The 21,876-nt window shown below is 44.8% G+C and carries 2 protein-coding genes and 1 riboswitch; both genes read left to right on the forward strand.

Features of this window, described 5'->3' with window-relative positions; genetic code table 11:
- Positions 1-195: 195 nt before the first annotated feature.
- Positions 196-288: riboswitch (cyclic di-GMP riboswitch) on the forward strand.
- Positions 289-434: 146 nt separating this feature from the next.
- On the forward strand, positions 435-11,141 hold the full coding sequence (locus GPS65_RS05670) for a non-ribosomal peptide synthetase (RefSeq protein WP_186314460.1): 10,707 nt from the start codon (positions 435-437) through the stop codon (positions 11,139-11,141).
- 20 nt (positions 11,142-11,161) lie between these two features.
- A complete protein-coding gene (locus GPS65_RS05675) occupies positions 11,162-21,850 on the forward strand; it encodes a non-ribosomal peptide synthetase (protein ID WP_161985361.1) in 10,689 nt (3,562 codons plus the stop codon).
- Positions 21,851-21,876: the final 26 nt, after the last annotated feature.

Here is a 21,876-nt window from a genome sequence, read left to right on the forward strand (position 1 = left end):
AAAACATGAAAATTTTGCGGTATTTAGTTGATTATTTTCGGTTGAACGCAACTATTATTAGTTATTTTCGGTAAATATCGTAAATTATTATGTGATTCATTCGGCATAACGCATGAATCTTTACACCCATTTTTCGGTGAAAAAAACAATAATTTCATATAAAGTGGACGTAAATAGAAAATATTTAAAAAGAAAAGAAGAAAAAGGCAAATCTATGGAAACGTAGAGACGCAAAGCCATGTCCTAAGGTAAATGTTGCTTTTTTACTATGGTCGCCAGGTTACCGAATCAAAATGGGAGTCCCTCCGTTTTATTCGGGGTGGGCTTCTTTCCGTATTCTGTCTATTTTAATGAAATAGACTTGGTTCTTTTGATATAGAGGGTGCAGGGTTGTCACATTGGTGGAGAAAACATAGAAGAGGCGGAGGATGAAAATGAATACAGTTTATTACCCCTTAACACATGCGCAAAAGCGAGTATTCTACACGGAAAGATTTTATCCAGGTACAAGCATTTCTAATTTAGGTGGATTCGCCAGATTGAGATCGGTATCGGGTTTAGATCCATCTTTGGTCGTTGACGTACTTCAAGTGTACATTCGTCAAACTGACTCTCTTCGGTTAAGACTGGTGTATCGACATGAGCAGGAGGAACCTGTTCAATATATCAAGCCTTATGAAGAGCAGCCGATTCGCTTGGAGAAGGGCTGGAGTGAAGAAGAAGTGAGGGCTTGGGCGAATGAGCAAATCCGTGAGCCGATGCCGTTGATTGACAGCCCCTTGATTGAGTTTACAGTCTTTCAAATCAGTGATGAAGAGTGCTGGCTGTTTTGCAAAGCACATCATATTGTGGCCGATGGTATCTCCATAATCTTGATGGGAAATCGCATCATCGACTTATACCAGGACATGTTGCACGGAATAGACATTTCACCGGTTGAGGAGATTTCCTTCGTTGACCACATCACGAGTGAGCAAAGCTATGAAACTTCTAAACGGTTTCAAAAAGACCAAGTTTTTTGGAATGAGCAATTTGCCAATATTCCAGATTTCGCTTCTTTAAAACCGCATAAAGGATACGAGATGAGTTTATATGCGGAGCGATTTTCAGGGGATATTCCAGATTCTTTAAAGGAGAAACTTCGTGCGTTTTGTGAAGAGCAAAAAGTCAGTATGCTCTCGATGTTTATGTCTACCGTTTATACGTATTTGCATCGTTTTAGCGGTATGGAAGATGTTGTCCTTGGAACCTTTATGGGCAACCGAACAAATGCCAAAGAAAAAAAGATGATTGGTATGTTTGTTTCCACCATTCCGATGCGTGCATCTGTTCAGGGGTCGCAATCATTTCTTGATTTCGTCAAACAGGTCATGGCGGATCAAATGAAGATCTTGCGTCACCAAAAGTACCCTTACAATCTTCTCATGAATGATTTGCGTGAAAGAGAAGGGTTTACAGGACGCCTTTTTGATATTTCTTTAGAATACCAGGTCATGCAGTGGCAGAAAAAAGAGAATCTATCTTTTATTACTGAACCGATCTTTAGCGGTAGCGGAATGAATGATATTTCCATTCATGTAAAGGACCGCTGGGACACAGATACATTGACCATTGATTTGGACTATCGTACAGATGTATTCACCGAAGAAGAAATCAGTCAGATGTTTAAGCGATTCTTGATCATACTAGAAGCGGCGGTCTCCCAGCCTGACCAGCTGATCGGGAAACTCCCTTTACTTCCACCAGATGAACAAAAGGAACTGCTGCAATTATCTGAGAGAAAACCGTTTGAAAAACCAGCTGTAAAGCCGGTTCATCACATGTTTGATGAAACAGCCAATAAGTATGCAGAGCGGACAGCCGTTGTAGCGGAAAATGGAGCATTTACTTATGGAGAGCTGTATCAAAAGGCAGAAAAGTTGGCGCGTTTTTTACAAATGAAAGGTGTCTCGCGTGATGTACCTGTTGCTGTCCTAATGGATCGGAAGGCAGAGGCGATGGTGGCGATCTTCGGCATATTAAAGGCTGGCGGTGCGTATGTACCGATTGATCCGGCATTACCTGAGGAGCGTATTCAATATATTGTGGAGGATTCTGGTGCTTCCATTGTGTTAACAGAGGAAACGTTCGTTTCAACATACCATGCCCTTTCGGAAAAAATGGTCGTGCTGCAGCAAATCGCATTAGATGATGAACGGTTGCCTCAGCTTGTAGATCAGTCGGTACCAGAGGATTTGGCTTATATGATTTATACATCTGGGACGACTGGGAAGCCAAAGGGCGTCATGATTGAGCATCTTCAGCTGCATCATTTGGTTCATGCCTTGCATCATGAGATTTATGAAGAGGCGAGTGAGCTTCAAATGGCGCTTCTTGCACCATTCCATTTTGATGCATCGGTGAAACAAATTTTTACTGCTCTTTTATTTGGGCATACGCTTCATATCATCCCGCGAGAAACAACGAGAAATGGTGTTCAATTAGCGGCTTATTATAGAAAACATCAAATTGAAGCAGCAGATGGAACACCGGCGCATGTGCAGCTTTTACTTGCAGCTGAATTAGAAGGGCTGTCACTCTTGCATATGTTAGTTGGGGGAGAAGCATTGCCTGCGAAAGCAGCACATTCTCTTATCGAAGCGATTCGTATGAGTGAGCCTGATTTTACTTTGTGGAATGTGTATGGTCCGACTGAGACGTGTGTCGATGCGGCGGTTCATCGCCTAGAACTAAGTGAACTGCGCGAATCCTCTGAACAGCAGCGTTATGTGTCGATCGGAAAGCCGCTTGGTCATCACCGTCTTTATATTTTAAATGAACATGATCAATTACAGATACAGGGTGCTGCCGGAGAACTGTGCATTGCAGGGATAGGTGTTGGACGAGGCTATGTGAAACAGTCTGAATTGACGGAGAAAGTATTTACGGCAGATCCATTTTCTCCAGGTGAGCGGATGTATCGAACAGGGGATTTAGTCAGATGGCTTCCGGATGGCACAATTGATTATCTTGGCAGAATGGATGATCAAGTGAAAATAAGGGGTTACCGCATTGAAGTAGGCGAAATTGAAGCAGTGATGGAGCAGGTAGTTGGAGTGGATCAAGCTGTCGTACTTGTTGTTGAAGAAGCGGACGGGGAAAAGGCGTTAAGTGCTTACTATCAATCTCGTCATGAAGGTGTGTCAGTTGACATGCTGCAAGCCGCTATCAAACATCAGCTACCAGCTTACATGATGCCGCTCTATTTCAAAGAACTCGATGCATTTCCACTCACAGTCAGCGGCAAAGTCGATCGTCGTGCACTTGCTGCCTTAAAAGGTGATAAAGCGGTTCAAGCTGTTTATGCTGCGCCTAGAAACGAGCTTGAAACGAAGCTTGTCCGTCTGTGGGAAGAAATTCTTGGCCAAGAGAAGATTGGTGTATATGATTCTTTCTTCGAGCGAGGGGGGCATTCGCTGAAAGCAATGACTGTACTCACACATGTGCAGCGAGATTTTCATGTGGAGGTGCCGCTGTCCATTTTATTTGAACAGCAGAACGTTGCTGCTTTGGCTGCTTACATTGAGCAAGCGGAAACATCTTCTGAAACAGTGATACCTAAAGCACCTGCTTTCGACCATTATCCATTGTCACCTCCACAGCAGCGCGTTTATATGGTGAGTCAATTAGAGCAAAGCACTGCATATCATATGCCAGCTGTTGTGAGGTTAAAAGGAACGCTGCAGCAAGAGAAGCTGACTGAAGCCTTTGAAACACTGATCACACGTCATGATATGCTGCGTACGTCTTTTCATACATTGAAAGGTGTTCCTCGTCAGCGGGTAGCTCCATCTGTTTCATTTCAAATCGAACAGCTGACAGGCAGTACGATGGAAGAAAATATGAAGCAATTTGTCAGACCCTTTGACCTTGAGTGTGCACCACTTCTTCGCATTGGCTTGAAGTCATTACATGATCAGGAGCACCTGCTCTTTTTCGATATGCATCACCTGATTTCAGATGGTCTTTCAATTGATTTAGTGCTGCGTGAGCTGTCGGATGCTTACGATGGATCGGTCAAAGATCCATTGAAGCTCCAATATCAGGACTATGCGGTTTGGCAAGAACAACAAGATTTTCAAAAAGAAGAGGCTTTCTGGCTACAGGAATTCTCGGGTGATCTTCCTGCTTTACAGCTGCTGACTGATTATCAGCGCCCAGCAGTCCAATCATTTGCAGGAGATCGAGTGAACAAAGAAATAGATGGAACGTTAAAAGGACAATTACAGGACCTGGCGGCAAAACACCATACGACACTGTATACGGTTCTGCTTTCTGCTTACTATACATTGCTTGCGAAGTATACGGGTCAAAAGGAATTCGTGGTTGGAACACCGGCGTCGGGGCGTGTGCATGCAGACCTGGATGACATGATCGGCATGTTTGTCCAGACACTTGCTTTGCGGTCAGAGGTTGACCCAAATGCAACCATGTCGCAGTTGATTGAGCAAGTGAAGGAAAAGACGATGCATGCATTTGAGCATCAGCAATATCCATTTGAACGACTGCTTGAAAAACTGAATGTGCCAAGAGATTTTAGCCGTCATCCATTATTTGATACCGTTTTTACACTCATGCCAGATCATGGAGCAGCTCAGCATATTGGAGAAATGCAAGTTGAAATTGAAGAAACCAATTTCCATATTGCAAAGTTTGATTTAACGCTGCAAGCGATGGAGTCAGATCAAGGGTTATCCTTTGTCCTCGATTACAGTACGGCGTTATTTAAACGAAGTACAGCCGAGCAGATACTGCATCATTATATGTATTTGCTGAAACAGATGGTCCAAGCGCCAGAGGGAGCGATTCGATCTTATCGATTACTCACTGAACAAGAAACAGAAGCTCAGCTGAATTTGTGGAATCCGTTACCGACACCTTATCCGGCAGAAGAAACCATTGTGACGCAGTTTGAAGCACAGGTGCAGGCACACGGTCATAAGCCTGCCCTCCAATGTGAAGGTGTCATTCTTTCTTATCAAGAACTAAATGACCGTGTGAATCAGCTAGCTCATTATTTGCGTGAACATGGGTTTGAAAGAGGGATGAAAGCAGCCTTATTCTTTGAACGATCTAATGAGATGGTACTCTCGGTTCTAGCTGTACTTAAGGCGGGCGGCGTCTATGTACCAATTGATCCTGATTTTCCTGATGAACGTGTGAAGCACTTTTTAACAGACAGCGGTACGCAATTCTTATTGACACATCAAGTGCTGCGCCAACGCTCGGTGCTCGCTTCTTTTGAGGGAACCATCATCGAAACAGAAGATCAAGCAATTGATCAGCAATCAGACAGCAATATAAAGATTCGTCTATCGCCAGAGGATTTGGCGAATTTGACCTATACATCTGGTACAACTGGAAAACCTAAAGGGAATATGGTGACACACCGGAACATTTTGAGAACAGTAAAGCAATCAAATTATCTAGCCATTCATCAGGAAGACACAGTGATGAGCCTATCAAACTATGTATTTGATGCTTTTATGTTCGATGTGTTTGGTGCTTTATTAAACGGTGCGAAACTGATTGTTCTGCCAAAGGATCATATCTTAAATATGAATGAGCTTTCTGGAGCGATTGAGAAGGAGAAAGTCAGTATTTTAATGATCACGACAGCTCTTTTTCACTTACTTATTGATATGAAAAAAGACAGCCTGAAGAACATCAGAAAAGTTCTATTTGGCGGAGAACGTGCTTCTGTACCTCATGTCATGACTGCGCTTGAAACGGTAGGGGAAGGCACACTTGTTCATATGTACGGTCCTTCTGAAAGTACGATTTTCACAACGTATTATCCAGTGAATTACATTGAGGAGCAGGCGTTATCGATTCCAATCGGAAAGCCAGTGAGTCAAACGGCTGTTTATATTGTAGATGAATTTGGACAGCTGCAGCCGCCAGGTGTAGCAGGAGAGTTATGTGTCGCTGGTGATGGACTGGTCAAAGGATATTATGGACAGCCAGAACTCACAAACGAAAAATTCGTGGAAAATCCATTCCGCCCTGGTGAGGTCATGTACAAAACGGGTGATCTTGCACGATGGCTGTCAAATGGAGAGATTGAATTCATTGGACGAATCGATCATCAAGTGAAGATTCGAGGTCAGCGTATTGAACTCGGAGAAATTGAGCATCAGCTGCTTCGCCATCCGCAATTGAAGGAAGCTGTCGTCATTGCAGCTCCAAATGACACATTATGTGCGTATTTTACAGCAGAAGGGTCCGTCTCATTAACTGATTTGCGAGAACAAGCAGGGCGTGAGTTGCCTGTGTACATGATGCCGTCATTTTTCGTGCAATTAGACGAACTTCCGCTGACGAATAACGGCAAGGTAGATAGGCGTGCGCTACCTGTGCCTGATCTAAGTGAGCAAGGGGTAAATGAGTACATCCCTCCTCAAACAGAAACGGAGCGTGTCGTGGCGCGCATTTGGGAGGAAGTTCTTGAAGTACCGAGAATCGGCAGGCACGATCATTTCTTTGAATGCGGTGGTCATTCGCTGCGCGGCATGAAAATGTTGAACAAGCTGTATGAAGAGATGCATGTAGAGCTCACTTTGAAATCTTTATTTGAATTCCCAACATTAGAGGCGTTTGCTTTTGCGGTTGATCAAGCGGATCAAACGGAGATCAAGCGGGTGGAGGTTGCAGAAGAAGCGACCTATTATCCAGTGACATCTGCTCAGAAGAGGTTGTTTGTATTGGAGAAAATGACCGATGCGGAGCAGAGCTATCATATGCCGGCTGCTTTAAAGCTAGAAGGTGCTTTTGATGAAAAGCGATTTAAAAAAGCAATTGAACAGCTTGTCCAACGTCATGAAGCATTCCGAACGAGCTTTGATTTTGTTCAGAATGAACCTGTTCAACGAATTGAACCAAACATCTCCGTAGCTATTGAGACAATCGAAGGGAACGGACGAGACATACAGGAATTGATGAATGACTTTATCCGTCCATTTGATATAGAAAAGGCGCCTCTATTCAGAGTAGGTCTAGTATCTGCTTCCGTAAATGTCCATTATTTACTGATCGATATGCATCATATCATTTCAGATGGTGCATCTGTGGGCATCTTAATTGAGGAGCTTTCAGCGTTGTATCGAGGGGACAAACTAGAGGAATTACCTGTTCAATATAAGGATTATGCGGTTTGGTCAAAAAGCGAGACGTTTGCTGCACAAATAGAAGCTGAAGAGGCGTTTTGGCTGAAGCAATTAGAAGGAGAATTGCCTGTACTGGCACTGCCAGAAGATTTGCCAAGACCAAAAGTGCAAACATTCTCAGGAGATCGCGTCTCATTTACCATCAATGGGCCGCTTAAAACGAAATTGGATGAGTTTGTCAGAGCACTCAACAGTACGACGTATACAGTGCTACTTACTTGCTACAGTACCCTTTTAAGCAAGCTATCGAGACAAGAAGATATCATCATCGGTTCACCGATTGTGGGCAGAACTCACCCTGATATTCAATCTGTCATTGGTATGTTTGTGAACACGCTGGCACTTAGAACACAGCCAGCAGGACATCTGACAGCTGCAGAATTTGCGTCAAATGTTCATCAGCTTGTGTTAGAGGCAAATGACCATCAGTTGTACCCATTTGAAGAATTGGTAGACCAAGTACAAACGGTTCGAGACACTAGCCGTCATCCAATCTTTGATGTGGTGTTCTCAATGGAAAATGCGGATATTCGTGATTTAAAGATGGATGGACTTCAGATTGTTCCAGAGCCATTCGAAGAGAATATCGCCAAATTTGATTTGACCTTAACTGGAAATGAATCGGTTGATCACATTGAGCTTGTGTTCGATTTTAATACTTCTATCTTTCAACAGTCATCGATTGAAAAGTGGAAGGAATTTTTCCTTCATTTATTGGAACAAATGGTATCAGCGCCAGATCAATCGCTAGATCAAATGCAGCTATTATCACCGAAGCAGCAGCAAAAATTGCTCAGCGAATGGTCAGGTCCTGTCCTAGACGTTCCGTCAGATCAAACCGTTCATGCATTGATTGAAGCTAAAGCATTTGAAGTACCGAACCAAAAAGCGGCAACTTTCTGCGGAACGAGCTGGACGTATGAAGAACTGAACAGCCGGGCGAATACAGTCGCTTCAAGACTCATCTCAAACGGCATAAAACGAGGAGATCGCGTCGGCATTCTCACTCGTCCGTCCCTTGACATGACGGCAGCCGTCCTTGGGGTTCTCAAGACAGGAGCGGCATTCGTTCCAATTGATGCGGATTATCCAGACCAGCGTATTGCCTATATGCTGGAAGACTGCGGGGCAGAGATTCTTCTCATGCAAAAAGGACTCACTGCACCAACTTCCTTCACAGGTCATGTCCTATTGATAGAAGATGCCATAGAAGGCGAAGCGCAAGAAATGCAGGTTCATGTCAAACCAACTGATCTCGCTTATATGATTTACACGTCTGGAACAACAGGACAGCCGAAGGGTGTCATGGTTGAGCACCAGTCCCTTGTGAATCTGGCGTTCTGGCACAATGATGCCTTCCAAGTGACCAATGCGGATCGAACCGCCAAATATGCCGGCTTTGGCTTTGATGCCTCCATTTGGGAAATGTTCCCTACATGGATCGCCGGCGCAGAGCTGCACATCATTGATGAAGCGATTCGTCTCGATATGATCAAGCTTAATGCGTATTTCAATGACGAAAATATCACCATTGCGTTCCTGCCAACACAGCTATGCGAGCAGTTTATGTCAATGGACAATCATTCACTCCGTTACTTACTCACAGGGGGAGACAAGTTGAAACAGGTAAAGCCTGTTCCTTATCAACTCGTGAATAACTACGGCCCAACCGAAAACACAGTCGTGGCGACAAGTGGGATTATTGATCCAAATCAAGGCACGCTTCCGATTGGAACAGCGATTGCCAATACTCGTTTTTATATTATGGGTTCGTTATATGACCTCTCGCCGCCAGGCGTACCGGGTGAACTCGTGATTGCGGGGAAAGGATTGGCAAGAGGGTACTGGAATCTTCCGGAGGAAACAGAGAAACGCTTTGTCCCAGATCCATTTTATCCAGGTGAGCGCATGTACCTGACAGGTGATTTGGTGAAATGGACAGAGGATGGCGAGCTGATCTATCTCGGCAGAAAAGGCCATCAAGTCAACATCAGAGGCTTCCGGATTGAGCTGTCAGAAATTGAAGCGCAGCTTCTTGCACTTTCGAAAGTCAAAGAAGCAGTCGTGAAAACGGTCAAAGATGCCAGCGCTCAAGATGCCCTTGCCGCGTATGTCATCACGGACAATGAAACAGAAGACTTAAAAGAAAGCTTAAAACGTACGTTGCCAGACTATATGATCCCTTCATGGATCATCAAGCTAGACCAACTGCCAATGACGGCAAATGGCAAAGTCGATCTAAAAGCATTGCCAGCACCAAATATGGAAGCGGGCCAAACAGCATACGAAGCGCCAAGAGACGAAGTCGAAACGCTTCTATGCGGCATTTGGGAAGACGTGCTTGGTGTGAGCCAAGTCGGCATTCACGATCACTTCTTCTTCCTCGGAGGAGATTCAATTAAAGGCATCCAAATGGCAAGCAGACTCACACAAGCAGGCTGGAAGCTTGATATGAAGCTATTGTTCCAATATCCAACCATTGCGGAACTGCGCTCATATATCGAAGAAGCGGATCAACTGACAGTCGACCAATCACCTGTCGAAGGGGAAGTCATTTTCACACCAATTCAGCGCTGGTTCTTTGAAAGAAACTTTACAAGTCAGCACCACTGGAACCAATCGATTATGCTGCAAGCACCAAATGGTTTGGATGAAACGATCGTTCAGAAAGTGTTGGAGCAGCTCATGATTCATCACGATGCCTTGCGAATGGTGTATCCACTCGAAGAAGGTCGCTTAATCCAGCGTCATCGAAAAATCGAAGAAAACTTGGTAGCTGTTGATGTGGTAGAAGTACAAGGGGAACTGTGGGAGCAAATTCAGCAGGTTGAAAAGCTGGCTAATGAAGTGCAGGCTAGTATATCGCTAGCGGAAGGACCTTTAGTAAAACCAGCCATTTTCCGAACGGATCAAGGGGATCATTTACTGCTAGCTGTGCATCATCTTGTCATCGATGGTGTGTCATGGCGTATTTTCCTTGAAGATTTTATGGCTCTTTATGAACAGTCGAAGCGAGGGGAAATCCTGACACTTCCTGAAAAAACACACTCTTTCCAAGAATACGCCCAGAAGCTGACGGAATACGCGATGTCAGATGAGTTGCTGTCAGAAAGAGCTTATTGGAAAAAGGTACTTGCGCATTCCGTTACGCCCCTTCAAAAGGATCATGTGACGGAGGATCAGCGGATGCTTCATACACAGACCATTCGTTTCACATTGTCTGAGGAGGAAACACGTAGTCTGCTGACAGATGTACATGAAGCATATCAAACAGACATCAATGATATTTTGCTGACAGCCCTCGGATTGTCCATGAAAGAGTGGACAGGTGAAGACAGACACTTTATTCATCTTGAAGGACACGGAAGAGAGGACATCCTCCCTGCAGTTAATGTCTCAAGGACGATTGGCTGGTTTACAAGTATGTATCCTGTGTTACTAGATATGTCGCATGCAGACGATCTTTCTTATCAGATCAAGTATTTAAAAGAGGAACTCAGGCACATCCCGAACAAGGGAATCGGCTATGGCATATTAAAATATTTAACCCCTGACAAGATGAAGGACGCTATCTCATTCGATCTCGCGCCAGATATCAGCTTTAACTATCTTGGACAGTTTGATGAACAGATCACCGGTGAGTTAAGCCGCTCAACATGGGATTCAGGAAAATCGCTGAGTCCAGAATCAGAGAAACCTCATGCACTTGATATTGTTGGTTTCGTCGAACAAGCCAAGCTCCATGTGACGATTTCTTATCATCACCTTGAATTTGAAGAACGTACGATGGAACAATTCAAGGACCTTCTTGAAAAGAATGTGAAGACGTTGATCTCACATTGCGTATCACAGGAGGAGACCCAGATGACACCTAGTGATGTAGGGGATGAGGATCTCACGATGGATGAACTTGAAAAGCTAATGGATATATTTTAAGCAAACGAAGAGGTGGACATATGAGTAAGCAAAAGATTCAAAAGGTATATCCTTTAACACCCATGCAGGAGGGCATGCTGTATCATGCCATGCTAGACCCTAATTCCTCCTCTTATTTCACACAGCTTGAGCTTGGAATAAGCGGAGAGTTTGATCACGCTGTTTTTGAAAAAAGTCTCAATGAGCTCATACAGACATACGACATTCTCCGTACAGCCTTTGTTTATCAACAATTACAAAAGCCTCGTCAGGTTGTACTAGCTGAACGTCATCTTGATGTGTATCGAGAGGATCTATCTCATCTGAATCATCAAGAGCAACAAAAGGCACTGGATCAATATAAAAAACAAGTGAGAAAGCTAGGGTTTCACTTAACAAATGATCTGTTATTGAAGGTCGCTGTTTTTCAACTAAATGAAACAAACTGGCACCTGATTTGGAGCAACCATCACATCGTCATGGATGGTTGGTCCATGGGTGTTTTAATGAAAAAACTGTTTCATTACTATGAATCATATCGGAACGGTCGAACACCGGATCGCTCACAGGGGAAGCCTTATGCAGATTATATCCAGTGGCTTGGAAAGCAAAACAAACAAGAAGCGGAAAGATATTGGGAGGAGCGTCTAGATGGAGCGGTTCAGCATCAAGGGCTGCTAGAGCAAAAAGATGCGAATGGACAATACGATCATCAGGAATGGAAGTTTACATGGGATACTCAAACGGTACAAGCCATTCAAAATGTAGCAAGACAATGCCAAGTGACAGCCCCGAATCTGTTTCAGGCTGTCTGGTCCGTTCTTTTAGGCACCTATCATGCAACTGATGATGTCACATTCGGCACCGTTGTATCGGGCAGACCTCCAAGTGTATCTGGAATTGAGCGCATGGCAGGGCTATTTATCAATACGATACCCGTTCGAGTGACAGTGGATCAGAAGCAGACATTTAAGCAGTTGTTTCAAAAGGTTCAGCAGCATGCACTAGAAGCGGAAAACTATGATTTTATGCCGCTTTATGACATTCAGCAGAAGACAGCTGCTGGAGGGCAGCTCTTTGATCATTTGGTTGGGTTTGAGAACTATCCTTTAGATCAGGAGCTGTCTGGTGACACGATGTCTGCACGTCTTGGTTTTTCCATTGATGTAAAGGACGGATTTGAACAAACGAATTTTGATCTAAATGTCCTTGTGTATCCAGGTGAAACGTGGACATTGAAAATCAAGTACAACGCCATAGCTTTTGAAGAAAAAGTCATTGAAAACATATCAAAACATCTGACCAATCTCATGAAGCAAATCATCCAAAACCCTGATGCACGCCTTCATGACGTGACATGTATCACGGAAGAGGAAAAGCAGCAGATAAAAGCGTGGAATCAGACGGATCGAGATTATCCGAAGCATCTGTCTATTCCTGAGCTGTTCAATGAACGTGTGAAGGCGCAGCCTGACCATCTGGCACTAGTTGAAGGCGACCGAACATTTACGTACGAGGAGCTTGGAGAAGAAATCCATCGTTTGGCTGGCAGTCTTATTGAGAAAGGCGTACAGCCTGGGGATGCTGTGGCGGTGTATATGAACCGATCAGCTGATGCGGTGATCGCCATCTTAGCAGTTCTACACGCAGGGGCGGCATATGTACCGATTGACCCTTCCCAGCCTGAGGAGAGAATCCGATGGATGCTTGAAGATAGCGGCGCAACCATTTTGCTTCATGCTGATAGTCCGCCGCCAGTTGATGAACAGATCAAGACCGTACATGTGACGAGTAAGCCTCATCACTTACACATGGATGTATCCGTCAGAACGTCTCCTTCTCACTTGGCGTATATCATGTATACATCGGGATCAACTGGACAGCCAAAAGGGGTTCAAATTGAGCATCAGCATATTGTGAGATTGGCTTGCTCTCAGGACAAATTAGGCTTGACCAAATCGGATCGTATGGCGCATACAGGCGCCGTCAGCTTTGACGCCATTACCTTAGAAATTTTTAACACACTGCTGGGTGGTGCGACGCTGTATCCTGTTGATCGTGATACTTTATTGGATATCCATCGATTCGAACAATTTATCCAAACACATCAGATCACGAAGCTCTTTTTAACGACTGGATTATTTAATCAGCTCGCTCAGCAGCGGCCGCAAATGTTCAAAGGATTAACCACATTAATTACAGGTGGTGACGTGATCAATGTGAAGAGTGCGGAGCTTGTGAAACAGCATCATCCAGCACTTGTTTTACTGAATGCCTATGGTCCAACAGAAAATACAACCATCTCAACCATTTACGAAGTAAGAGGAGATGAAACGGGTCCGATTCCAATTGGTCACCCGATCAACCATTCGTCGGCTTATATTTTAGATGACGATCAACGATTACAGCCAATTGGAGCGCCAGGAGAGCTGTATGTTGGTGGAGATGGTGTCGCAAGAGGGTATCTCAATCGTCCAGACTTGACCAATCAAGTATTCATGGCAGATCCTTTTAAGCCGTCAGGCCGTTTGTATCGAACAGGGGATTTGGCTCGGTATGGCGCAGATGGCCAGATCGAATTCCTCGGCCGGACCGATGATCAGGTGAAAATTCGAGGCTTCCGTATTGAGCTTGGTGAAATTGAAACAGTGCTTCAGCAAAAAACGGGCATAGATGACGCGGTTGTGCTTGTCCATTCGTTTTCCTCAGATGAAAAGGAAATCACGGCTTACTTCACAGGGACCATGACAGAAGAAGAGGTGCGAAATTTATTTAATCAAGAGCTGCCAGCTTATATGGTGCCGCACCATGTGATGAAGCTGGATGCTTTTACGCTCACATCGAACGGGAAGGTAGATCGAAAAGCTTTACCAAAGCCGGACGAAGCGCATCAGGAGAAAAAGGAAATCATTCCGCCTGATACGGAGACAGAAAAGGCACTCGCTCAAATTTGGGAGGAGCTTCTTGGAAAAACGGTCGGAGTAGATGAACATTTCTTCATGGCTGGCGGGCACTCTCTCAAAGCGATGATGATGTCTGCGAAGATCCAAGAGGTGCTTCAAAAGGAAGTGCCGATTCAAGTGATTTTTGAGAAGCCGACGATTCGTTCATTAGCGGTATATATCGATCAGAATGGTCAAGAAGAAATGATGCATCCGATTTTACCAGCAAAACAGTCGGATGAATATCCGGTATCACCAGCTCAGCGCCGTTTATACATTTTGCAGACTCTTGAACCAGACAGCACGAATTATCATATTCCAATCGTCTTAACGCTTGAAGGAACACTCGAATATCAGCGGCTAAAATCAGCGTTTGATCAGTTGATTCAAACGCATGAAATTCTAAGAACAAGTTTTCATATGAATGGAGAAGACATTGTTCAAAGAGTGAATGATTGGACGGCATTTGATCTTCCTGTTCATCACATCAAGGAAGAAGAGGCGGAGGCATTTCTTTCTGAAAATCAATCTCCATTTGATTTAACAGTTGCGCCTTTATTACGAGCCCAGTTGTTAAAAATCAGTGAAAACCGTCATCTTCTCGTCTTGGAAGCACATCATCTCATTACAGATGGCAGCTCCATGAAGACGTTTATTCAAGATTTGGCGAAGGCCTATGATGGCGAAGCTCTTACAGAAAGAGCCATTCATTATAAAGATTACGCTGTCTGGCAGTTAAGTGAAGAAGAGACAGAGAAACAGAAGGAGCATGAAGCCTATTGGCTAAAGCAATTCGAAGGAGACTTGCCAGTATTAGAGCTGCCAACGGATTATTCACGTCCAGCGGAACGTGATTTTTCAGGAGAACGATTCATGTTTGGTTGTGATCAAGAGACGACTCAGCGGATTCATGACCTGCTTCAGAAAACTGATACGACCATGTACATGTTCTTGTTATCTGCTTTTCAAGTTCTGCTTGCCGCATATAGCGGTCAGGAAGATATCATTGTTGGTTCCCCTGTTGCAGGGCGGACACATCCTGATATACAGGACATGCCGGGGATGTTTATCAACACTGTTGCGATGCGCGGAAAACCAGCGCAAACAAAGACATTTTTAAAGCTACTTGAAGAAATAAAAGAAACGAGTGTTGACGCTTTTGCTCATCAAAGCTATCCGCTCGAAGAGTTAATTGCCCGTCTTCCGTTAGATCGTGATACAACTCGTAGCCCGCTCTTTAGCGTGTCATTTAACATGCAGAACATGGAGGTTCCGGCACTAAAGCTCGGTGACCTGCACATTTCGCCTTATGCCATCCAGCATCACTCAGTCAAATTTGACTTGTCTCTAGAAGCATTTGAACGAGAGGGAGCATTAAAGCTGAGCTTTGACTATGCAGCGGCGTTATTTAAAGAAGAGACGGTCCGCAGATTCGGAACTCATCTTTTGGCGATTATTCGTGAAGCGGTCCAACACCCAGAGGAACAGATCGGCTTGCTCCCTATACTTGATCAGCATGAGCAAATAGAGCGGTTGGAGAAAAAAGACGAAGTGCAAACAAATCGTCATGAGCCTTTCCATGTCCAATTTTCACGTCAGGCAAAGGAAACACCTGACGCCATTGCGGTGATGGATGAACAACGGAAGCTCACTTACCGCGAGCTAGAAGACATGTCAAATGCGCTCGGCAGTGAACTAAAGGTACGAGGCGTCGAGAAAGAAAAGACTGTAGCGCTGATTCTTGATCGCTCTGTCTATGTCATCGTCTCAATGCTTGGTGTGATGAAAGCGGGAGGTGCATTTGTACCAATTGATCCAGCCTTCCCTGCGGAACGTATCAATTACACATTAGAAGATTCAGGTGCGCAAGTGATCGTAACAAATGAGTCTCTTGTAAGTTCCTATCAACATCTCAAGTCGATTCAGGTCGTGCAGGTTGAAAAGGCAGTACGACAAAGCCGTACGCTAGATTTGCCGGAAGCATCATCCGATCAACTGGCGTATGTCATTTACACATCTGGGACAACAGGAAAACCGAAGGGTGTACAGCTCACGCATCGTAATCTATCACACTACGTGAACTGGCTGACAAATGAGGTCACATTGCAAGAATGCGATCGGACGGCACTGCTTTCTTCTTATGCATACGATCTTGGCTACACAAGCATTTTCCCTGTCTTGAAGGCAGGAGGGACACTATATGTGCCTCGTGAAGATGTGTATAAAGACCCGGTTCGACTCATGCGTTTCATTGATGAACAAGAGCTGACTTATATCAAAATGACACCGTCCTTATTTCATATGATGGCAGATTCGAAGGATCATGCATTTAATGCTTTACGCCTTGTCATACTTGGAGGAGAGCCGGTTGTCTCTGAGGATGTGGAGACATTTATGGAGCAGCACCCGTGTGTGGCAGTCATGAACCACTACGGTCCGACTGAGACAACCATTGGGACTGTGACTAAGCTAATTACAAAGCAAGAGTTAGGCGCTTTGAAGGATCGCTCTGTGATTGGGCAGCCAATTGCACATACAAGAGCGCTCGTACTCAATCGTCAGCAGCGCCTCGTTCCTTATGGCGCACCTGGAGAGCTTTATATATCGGGGGAAGGCGTATCGATAGGATATTTGAATCAGCCTGAATTAACAGCAGAGCGTTTTCTAGAAAATCCGTATTTTCCTGAAGAGCTGATGTATCGTACAGGAGATTTGGTCAGACAGCATGCAAATGGAGACATTGAGTTTCTTGAAAGAATAGATGATCAAGTAAAAATTCGCGGTTATCGTATTGAGAAGCAGGAAATTGAGCATGCCGCACGTGCACGATTATCCATTCATGAGGTGTATGTCAAAGTCCTTCATATGTCCCGTTTACCAGAGCTTGCACTTTATTACACTGCGCCTGAACCAATTGGAACACTGACGTTTAGAGAAAAGCTTGCGGAGACACTGCCGGATTATATGATCCCAACGTACTTTGTCAAAGTCGATCACATCCCGCTCACGCAAAACGGAAAGGTAGATGCGAAGTCCCTACCGCTTCCGCACGAGGCGCATATGAAGCGTGCGATGCATGTAGCACCAGAAACGGCACTTGAGCAGACGCTTTGTGATATTTGGTCAGAAGTACTTGGAGTTGAACAAATAGGTGTTCATGATCACTTCTTTGAATTGGGAGGTCATTCTCTCAAAGGCATGGTGCTCATTTCGAAGATGCAAGCCAAGTTGAACAAACATGTGCCGCTCAAAGTCCTTTTTGAAAAGCCAACGATACGCGCGATGGCAGCTTATTTAGAAAAAGTGGTTTCCTCGGATATGACATCCATTCAGCCGGCGGAGAAGCAAGATTTCTATCCTGTCTCTTCTGCTCAAAAGCGGATGTATGTGTTGCAACAGCTGCATTCAGAAGCAGTGACTTATCATATGCCTGCCGTTTTGATGATGGAAGGCAGTCTTGATGTAAAACAGCTCGAAGAAGCGCTGGGGGCTTTGATCGAACGACATGAATCATTGCGTACAGCCTTTGTAGAAATTGACGGCGTACCCGTTCAAAAAGTGTATCGCCGAGTGCCGTTTACGTTAGAGGTGGTTGAAGTAGAGAACGGTCATGAGCAACCTGTCATAGACGCATTCATCACCCCATTCTCATTACATCAAGCACCATTAATGAGGGCAAAGGTGGCGAAGCTTTCTGATGAAAAATATGTGTTCATGATGGATATGCACCATATCATCGCAGATGGTGTCACACGCAGTCTGCTCATTCAGGAATTGGCAGAGCTGTATGAGAAAAAGACGTTACCGCCAGTTCAGCTGCACTACAAGGATTATGCGGTATGGCAGCAGGAAGAAAAGCAACGAGCGCTGCTCGAGAAACAGCGTCAGTATTGGCTGGAGCAATACGCAGAGCGACCTGAAGATTTGGCACTGCCACTTGATTTTCCGCGCCCTCATGTACAGTCATTTGAAGGAGATCGAGTCGACAGATGGTTATCGCCTGAAAAGGTGCAGACCATTAAAGCACTCATGGCTGAAAAAGGTGTGAGCATGAACATGGTCATGCAAACGGCATTTGCTATTTTCCTTTCCAAATTAACTGGGCAGACAGATATCGTCATAGGCGCTGTCACAGCGGGACGTATGCATACTGCAATCGAACGGGTTCCAGGCATGTTCGTCAATACATTGGCTCTTCGACAAGAAGTGCAGCTCGAGGAAACGACAGCACAATTGCTTGAAAAAATGAAAGATCGAAGTCTATCAGCCTATGAACATCAGGATTTCCCGTTTGAGGAATTGGTCGCACAGTTAGATCTGCCGAAAGACACGAGCCGTAACCCATTGTTTAGTGTCATGCTGACAACGGATGACCGTGACATGACGTTACCGAATCTAAATGGACTCAAGCTTTCGCAAAAGCAGCAAGAGACAGTTCATGCAAAATTTGATGTAACGCTCGGTATATTCGAAGAAAAGGACCAAGTGGGCGTACGCTTTGAATATGCAACGGCGCTGTTTAAAAAGAAGACCATTCAGCGTTGGAGTCGATATTTTGAACAAATCATAGACGAGATGCTGGCGAAGCTAAATGAACCCATTTCATCGCTTTCGATCTTAACGGAAAATGAAAAACAAGAGCTGATCAATGAATGGTCAGGACCTGTACTAAATGTACCGTCAGATCAAACCGTTCATGAACTGATCAAGGCTAAAGCATTTGAAGCACCGAACCAAAAAGCGGCGACTTTCTGCGGAACGAGCTGGACGTATGAAGAACTGAACAGCCGTGCGAATACAGTCGCTTCAAGGCTTATCTCAAATGGCATAAAACGAGGAGATCGCGTCGGTATTCTCACCCGTCCTTCACTTGATATGACGGCAGCCGTCCTTGGGGTCCTCAAGGCAGGTGCGGCATTCGTTCCAATTGATGCGGATTATCCGGATCAGCGCATTGCTTACATGCTGGAAGACTGCGGGGCAGAGATTCTTCTGATGCAAAAAGGATTAACTGCACCAGCTTCATTCGCAGGGCACGTTCTGTTCATAGAAGATGCGGTAGAAGGCGAATCGCAAAACATGCAGGTTCATGTCAAACCAACTGATCTCGCTTATATGATTTACACGTCTGGAACAACAGGACAGCCGAAGGGTGTCATGGTTGAGCACCAGTCCCTTGTGAATCTGGCGTTCTGGCACAATGATGCCTTCCAAGTGACCAATGCGGATCGAACCGCCAAATATGCCGGCTTTGGCTTTGATGCCTCCATTTGGGAAATGTTCCCTACATGGATCGCCGGCGCAGAGCTGCACATCATTGATGAAGCGATTCGTCTCGATATGATCAAGCTCAATACGTATTTCAATGACGAAAATATCACCATTGCGTTCCTGCCAACACAGCTATGCGAGCAGTTTATGTCAATGGACAATCACTCCTTGCGTTACTTACTAACAGGGGGAGACAAGTTGAAACAGGTAAAGCCTGTTCCTTATCAACTCGTGAATAACTACGGCCCAACCGAAAACACAGTCGTGGCGACAAGTGGGATTATTGATCCAAATCAAGGCACGCTTCCGATTGGAACAGCGATTGCCAATACTCGTTTTTATATTATGGGTTCGTTATATGACCTCTCGCCGCCAGGCGTACCGGGTGAACTTGTGATTGCGGGGAAAGGATTGGCAAGAGGGTACTGGAATCTTCCAGAGGAAACAGAGAAACGCTTTGTCCCAGATCCATTTTATCCAGGTGAGCGCATGTACCTGACAGGTGATTTGGTGAAATGGACAGAGGATGGCGAGCTGATCTATCTCGGCAGAAAAGATCATCAAGTCAACATTCGCGGCTTCCGGATTGAGCTGTCAGAAATTGAAGCGCAGCTTCTTACACTTTCGGATGTCAAAGAAGCAGTTGTGACAACGGTTAAAGATGCAAGCGATCAAGATGCTCTTGCCGCGTATGTCATCACGGATAATGAAACAGAAGACTTAAAAGAAAGCTTAAAACGCACGTTGCCAGACTATATGATCCCTTCATGGATCATCAAGCTAGACCAACTGCCAATGACGGCAAATGGAAAAGTCGATCTAAAAGCATTGCCAGCACCAAATATGGAAGCGGGCCAAACAGCATACGAAGCGCCAAGAGACGAAGTCGAAACGCTTCTATGCGGCATTTGGGAAGACGTGCTTGGCGTGAGCCAAGTCGGCATTCACGACCACTTCTTCTTCCTTGGTGGAGACTCGATTAAAGGCATCCAAATGGCAAGCAGACTCACACAAGCCGGCTGGAAGCTTGATATGAAACTGTTATTCCAATATCCAACCATTGCCGAGCTGCGCCCATATATCGAAGAAGCGGATCAACTAACAGCCGACCAATCATCCATTGAAGGGGAAGTCATGTTGACTCCAATTCAACGCTGGTTTTTTGAACGAACATTCACTAACCAGCACCATTGGAATCTTTCGATGATGCTTCATGCACCAAATGGGTTTGACCTTTCGATGACAGAACAAGTGATGCAGAAATTACTTTCACATCACGATGCACTGCGTATGGTATACAGGCAAGAAAATGGCAGCATCCTGCAATACAACCAGCGGGAGCTGACAGAGCCGATTGCGATGATTTCTCATGATGTCTCTAAAGAGCCCGACGTGAAAAAAACCATTTCCACCTATGCCAACGAGTATCAGCGTCAGTTGAATCTCGAAACAGGTCCGCTCATGAAAGTGATCTGTTTCCGTGCAAAAGATGGCGATCACTTACTCATCGTGACACACCATCTTGTGATTGATGGTGTCTCATGCCGAATTTTACTAGAGGACTTTATGTCTCTTTATCAGCAGGCAGCTCAAGGACAGACGCTCGTCCTACCGCCCAAAACCCACTCCTTTAAAGAATGGGCAGAGGCGATCGAACGATACGCACAGTCCAAGCCATTAAAAAGCCAAAGTGAGTACTGGAATGAGATTGACAGGACGCCAATGACCACTTTACCTGTTGATCATGAAGTAACGAAAAGAAAAGTTGCGCAAACAAAAGCAGTACAGATGCAGCTTTCAGAGTCTGAAACCGAGCATCTCTTAACAGATATTCACCTACCGTATACAACGGAAATGAACGATATTCTTCTATGTGCGCTCGGTCTTGCCGTTCAGGAGTGGACAGGTGAGTCTCATGTACATGTGCAGCTTGAAGGTCATGGAAGAGAGGATATTTTATCAGGACTGGATGTCTCCCGCACGATTGGTTGGTTTACGAGTATGTATCCAGTCGTACTGAAAGCAAAGCCGGATCAGAGCATAGCAGAGGCGATTAAAGGAACGAAAGAAATGCTGCGTCGTGTCCCGAATAAAGGGATCGGCTATGGGATTTTAAAATATCTCACTGAGTCGTCAGGACAGCACGTACAACCTGAAATCAGCTTGAACTATCTTGGCCAGATTGATCAGGAAGTGACGACCGAACTCTTTGGACCATCCGCCTATGATATGGGACGACAAGCAAGCCCTGATTCAGAAGCTGTCTATAAGCTGAACCTCAGTGGTCTTGTTCAACACAATCGATTCATGTTGTCTTGTTCATATTGTTCAGATGAATATGAAGAAGAGACGATACAGCAATTCATGGCATTGTTAAAGGAAAAAATCCAATGCATCATGACTCATTGTTTAGCGCAGCAAGAACGAGAATTTACGCCAAGTGATTTCTCTGCTGGTGACCTTGAAATGGATGAAATGGACGATATATTTGACATGCTTGAGGAGAAATTGACCTAACATCATGAGATCAGTCATAAAAACGG

This window comes from Bacillus pumilus (assembly GCF_009937765.1).
Lineage (GTDB): Bacteria > Bacillota > Bacilli > Bacillales > Bacillaceae > Bacillus > Bacillus pumilus_O.

What these genes read in the sequence shown, in the direction of transcription:
- GPS65_RS05670 (WP_186314460.1), top strand. Translation starts at nt 435, where the DNA reads ATGAATACAGTTTATTACCCCTTAACACATGCGCAAAAGCGAGTATTC.
- GPS65_RS05675 (WP_161985361.1), top strand. Translation starts at nt 11,162, where the DNA reads ATGAGTAAGCAAAAGATTCAAAAGGTATATCCTTTAACACCCATGCAG.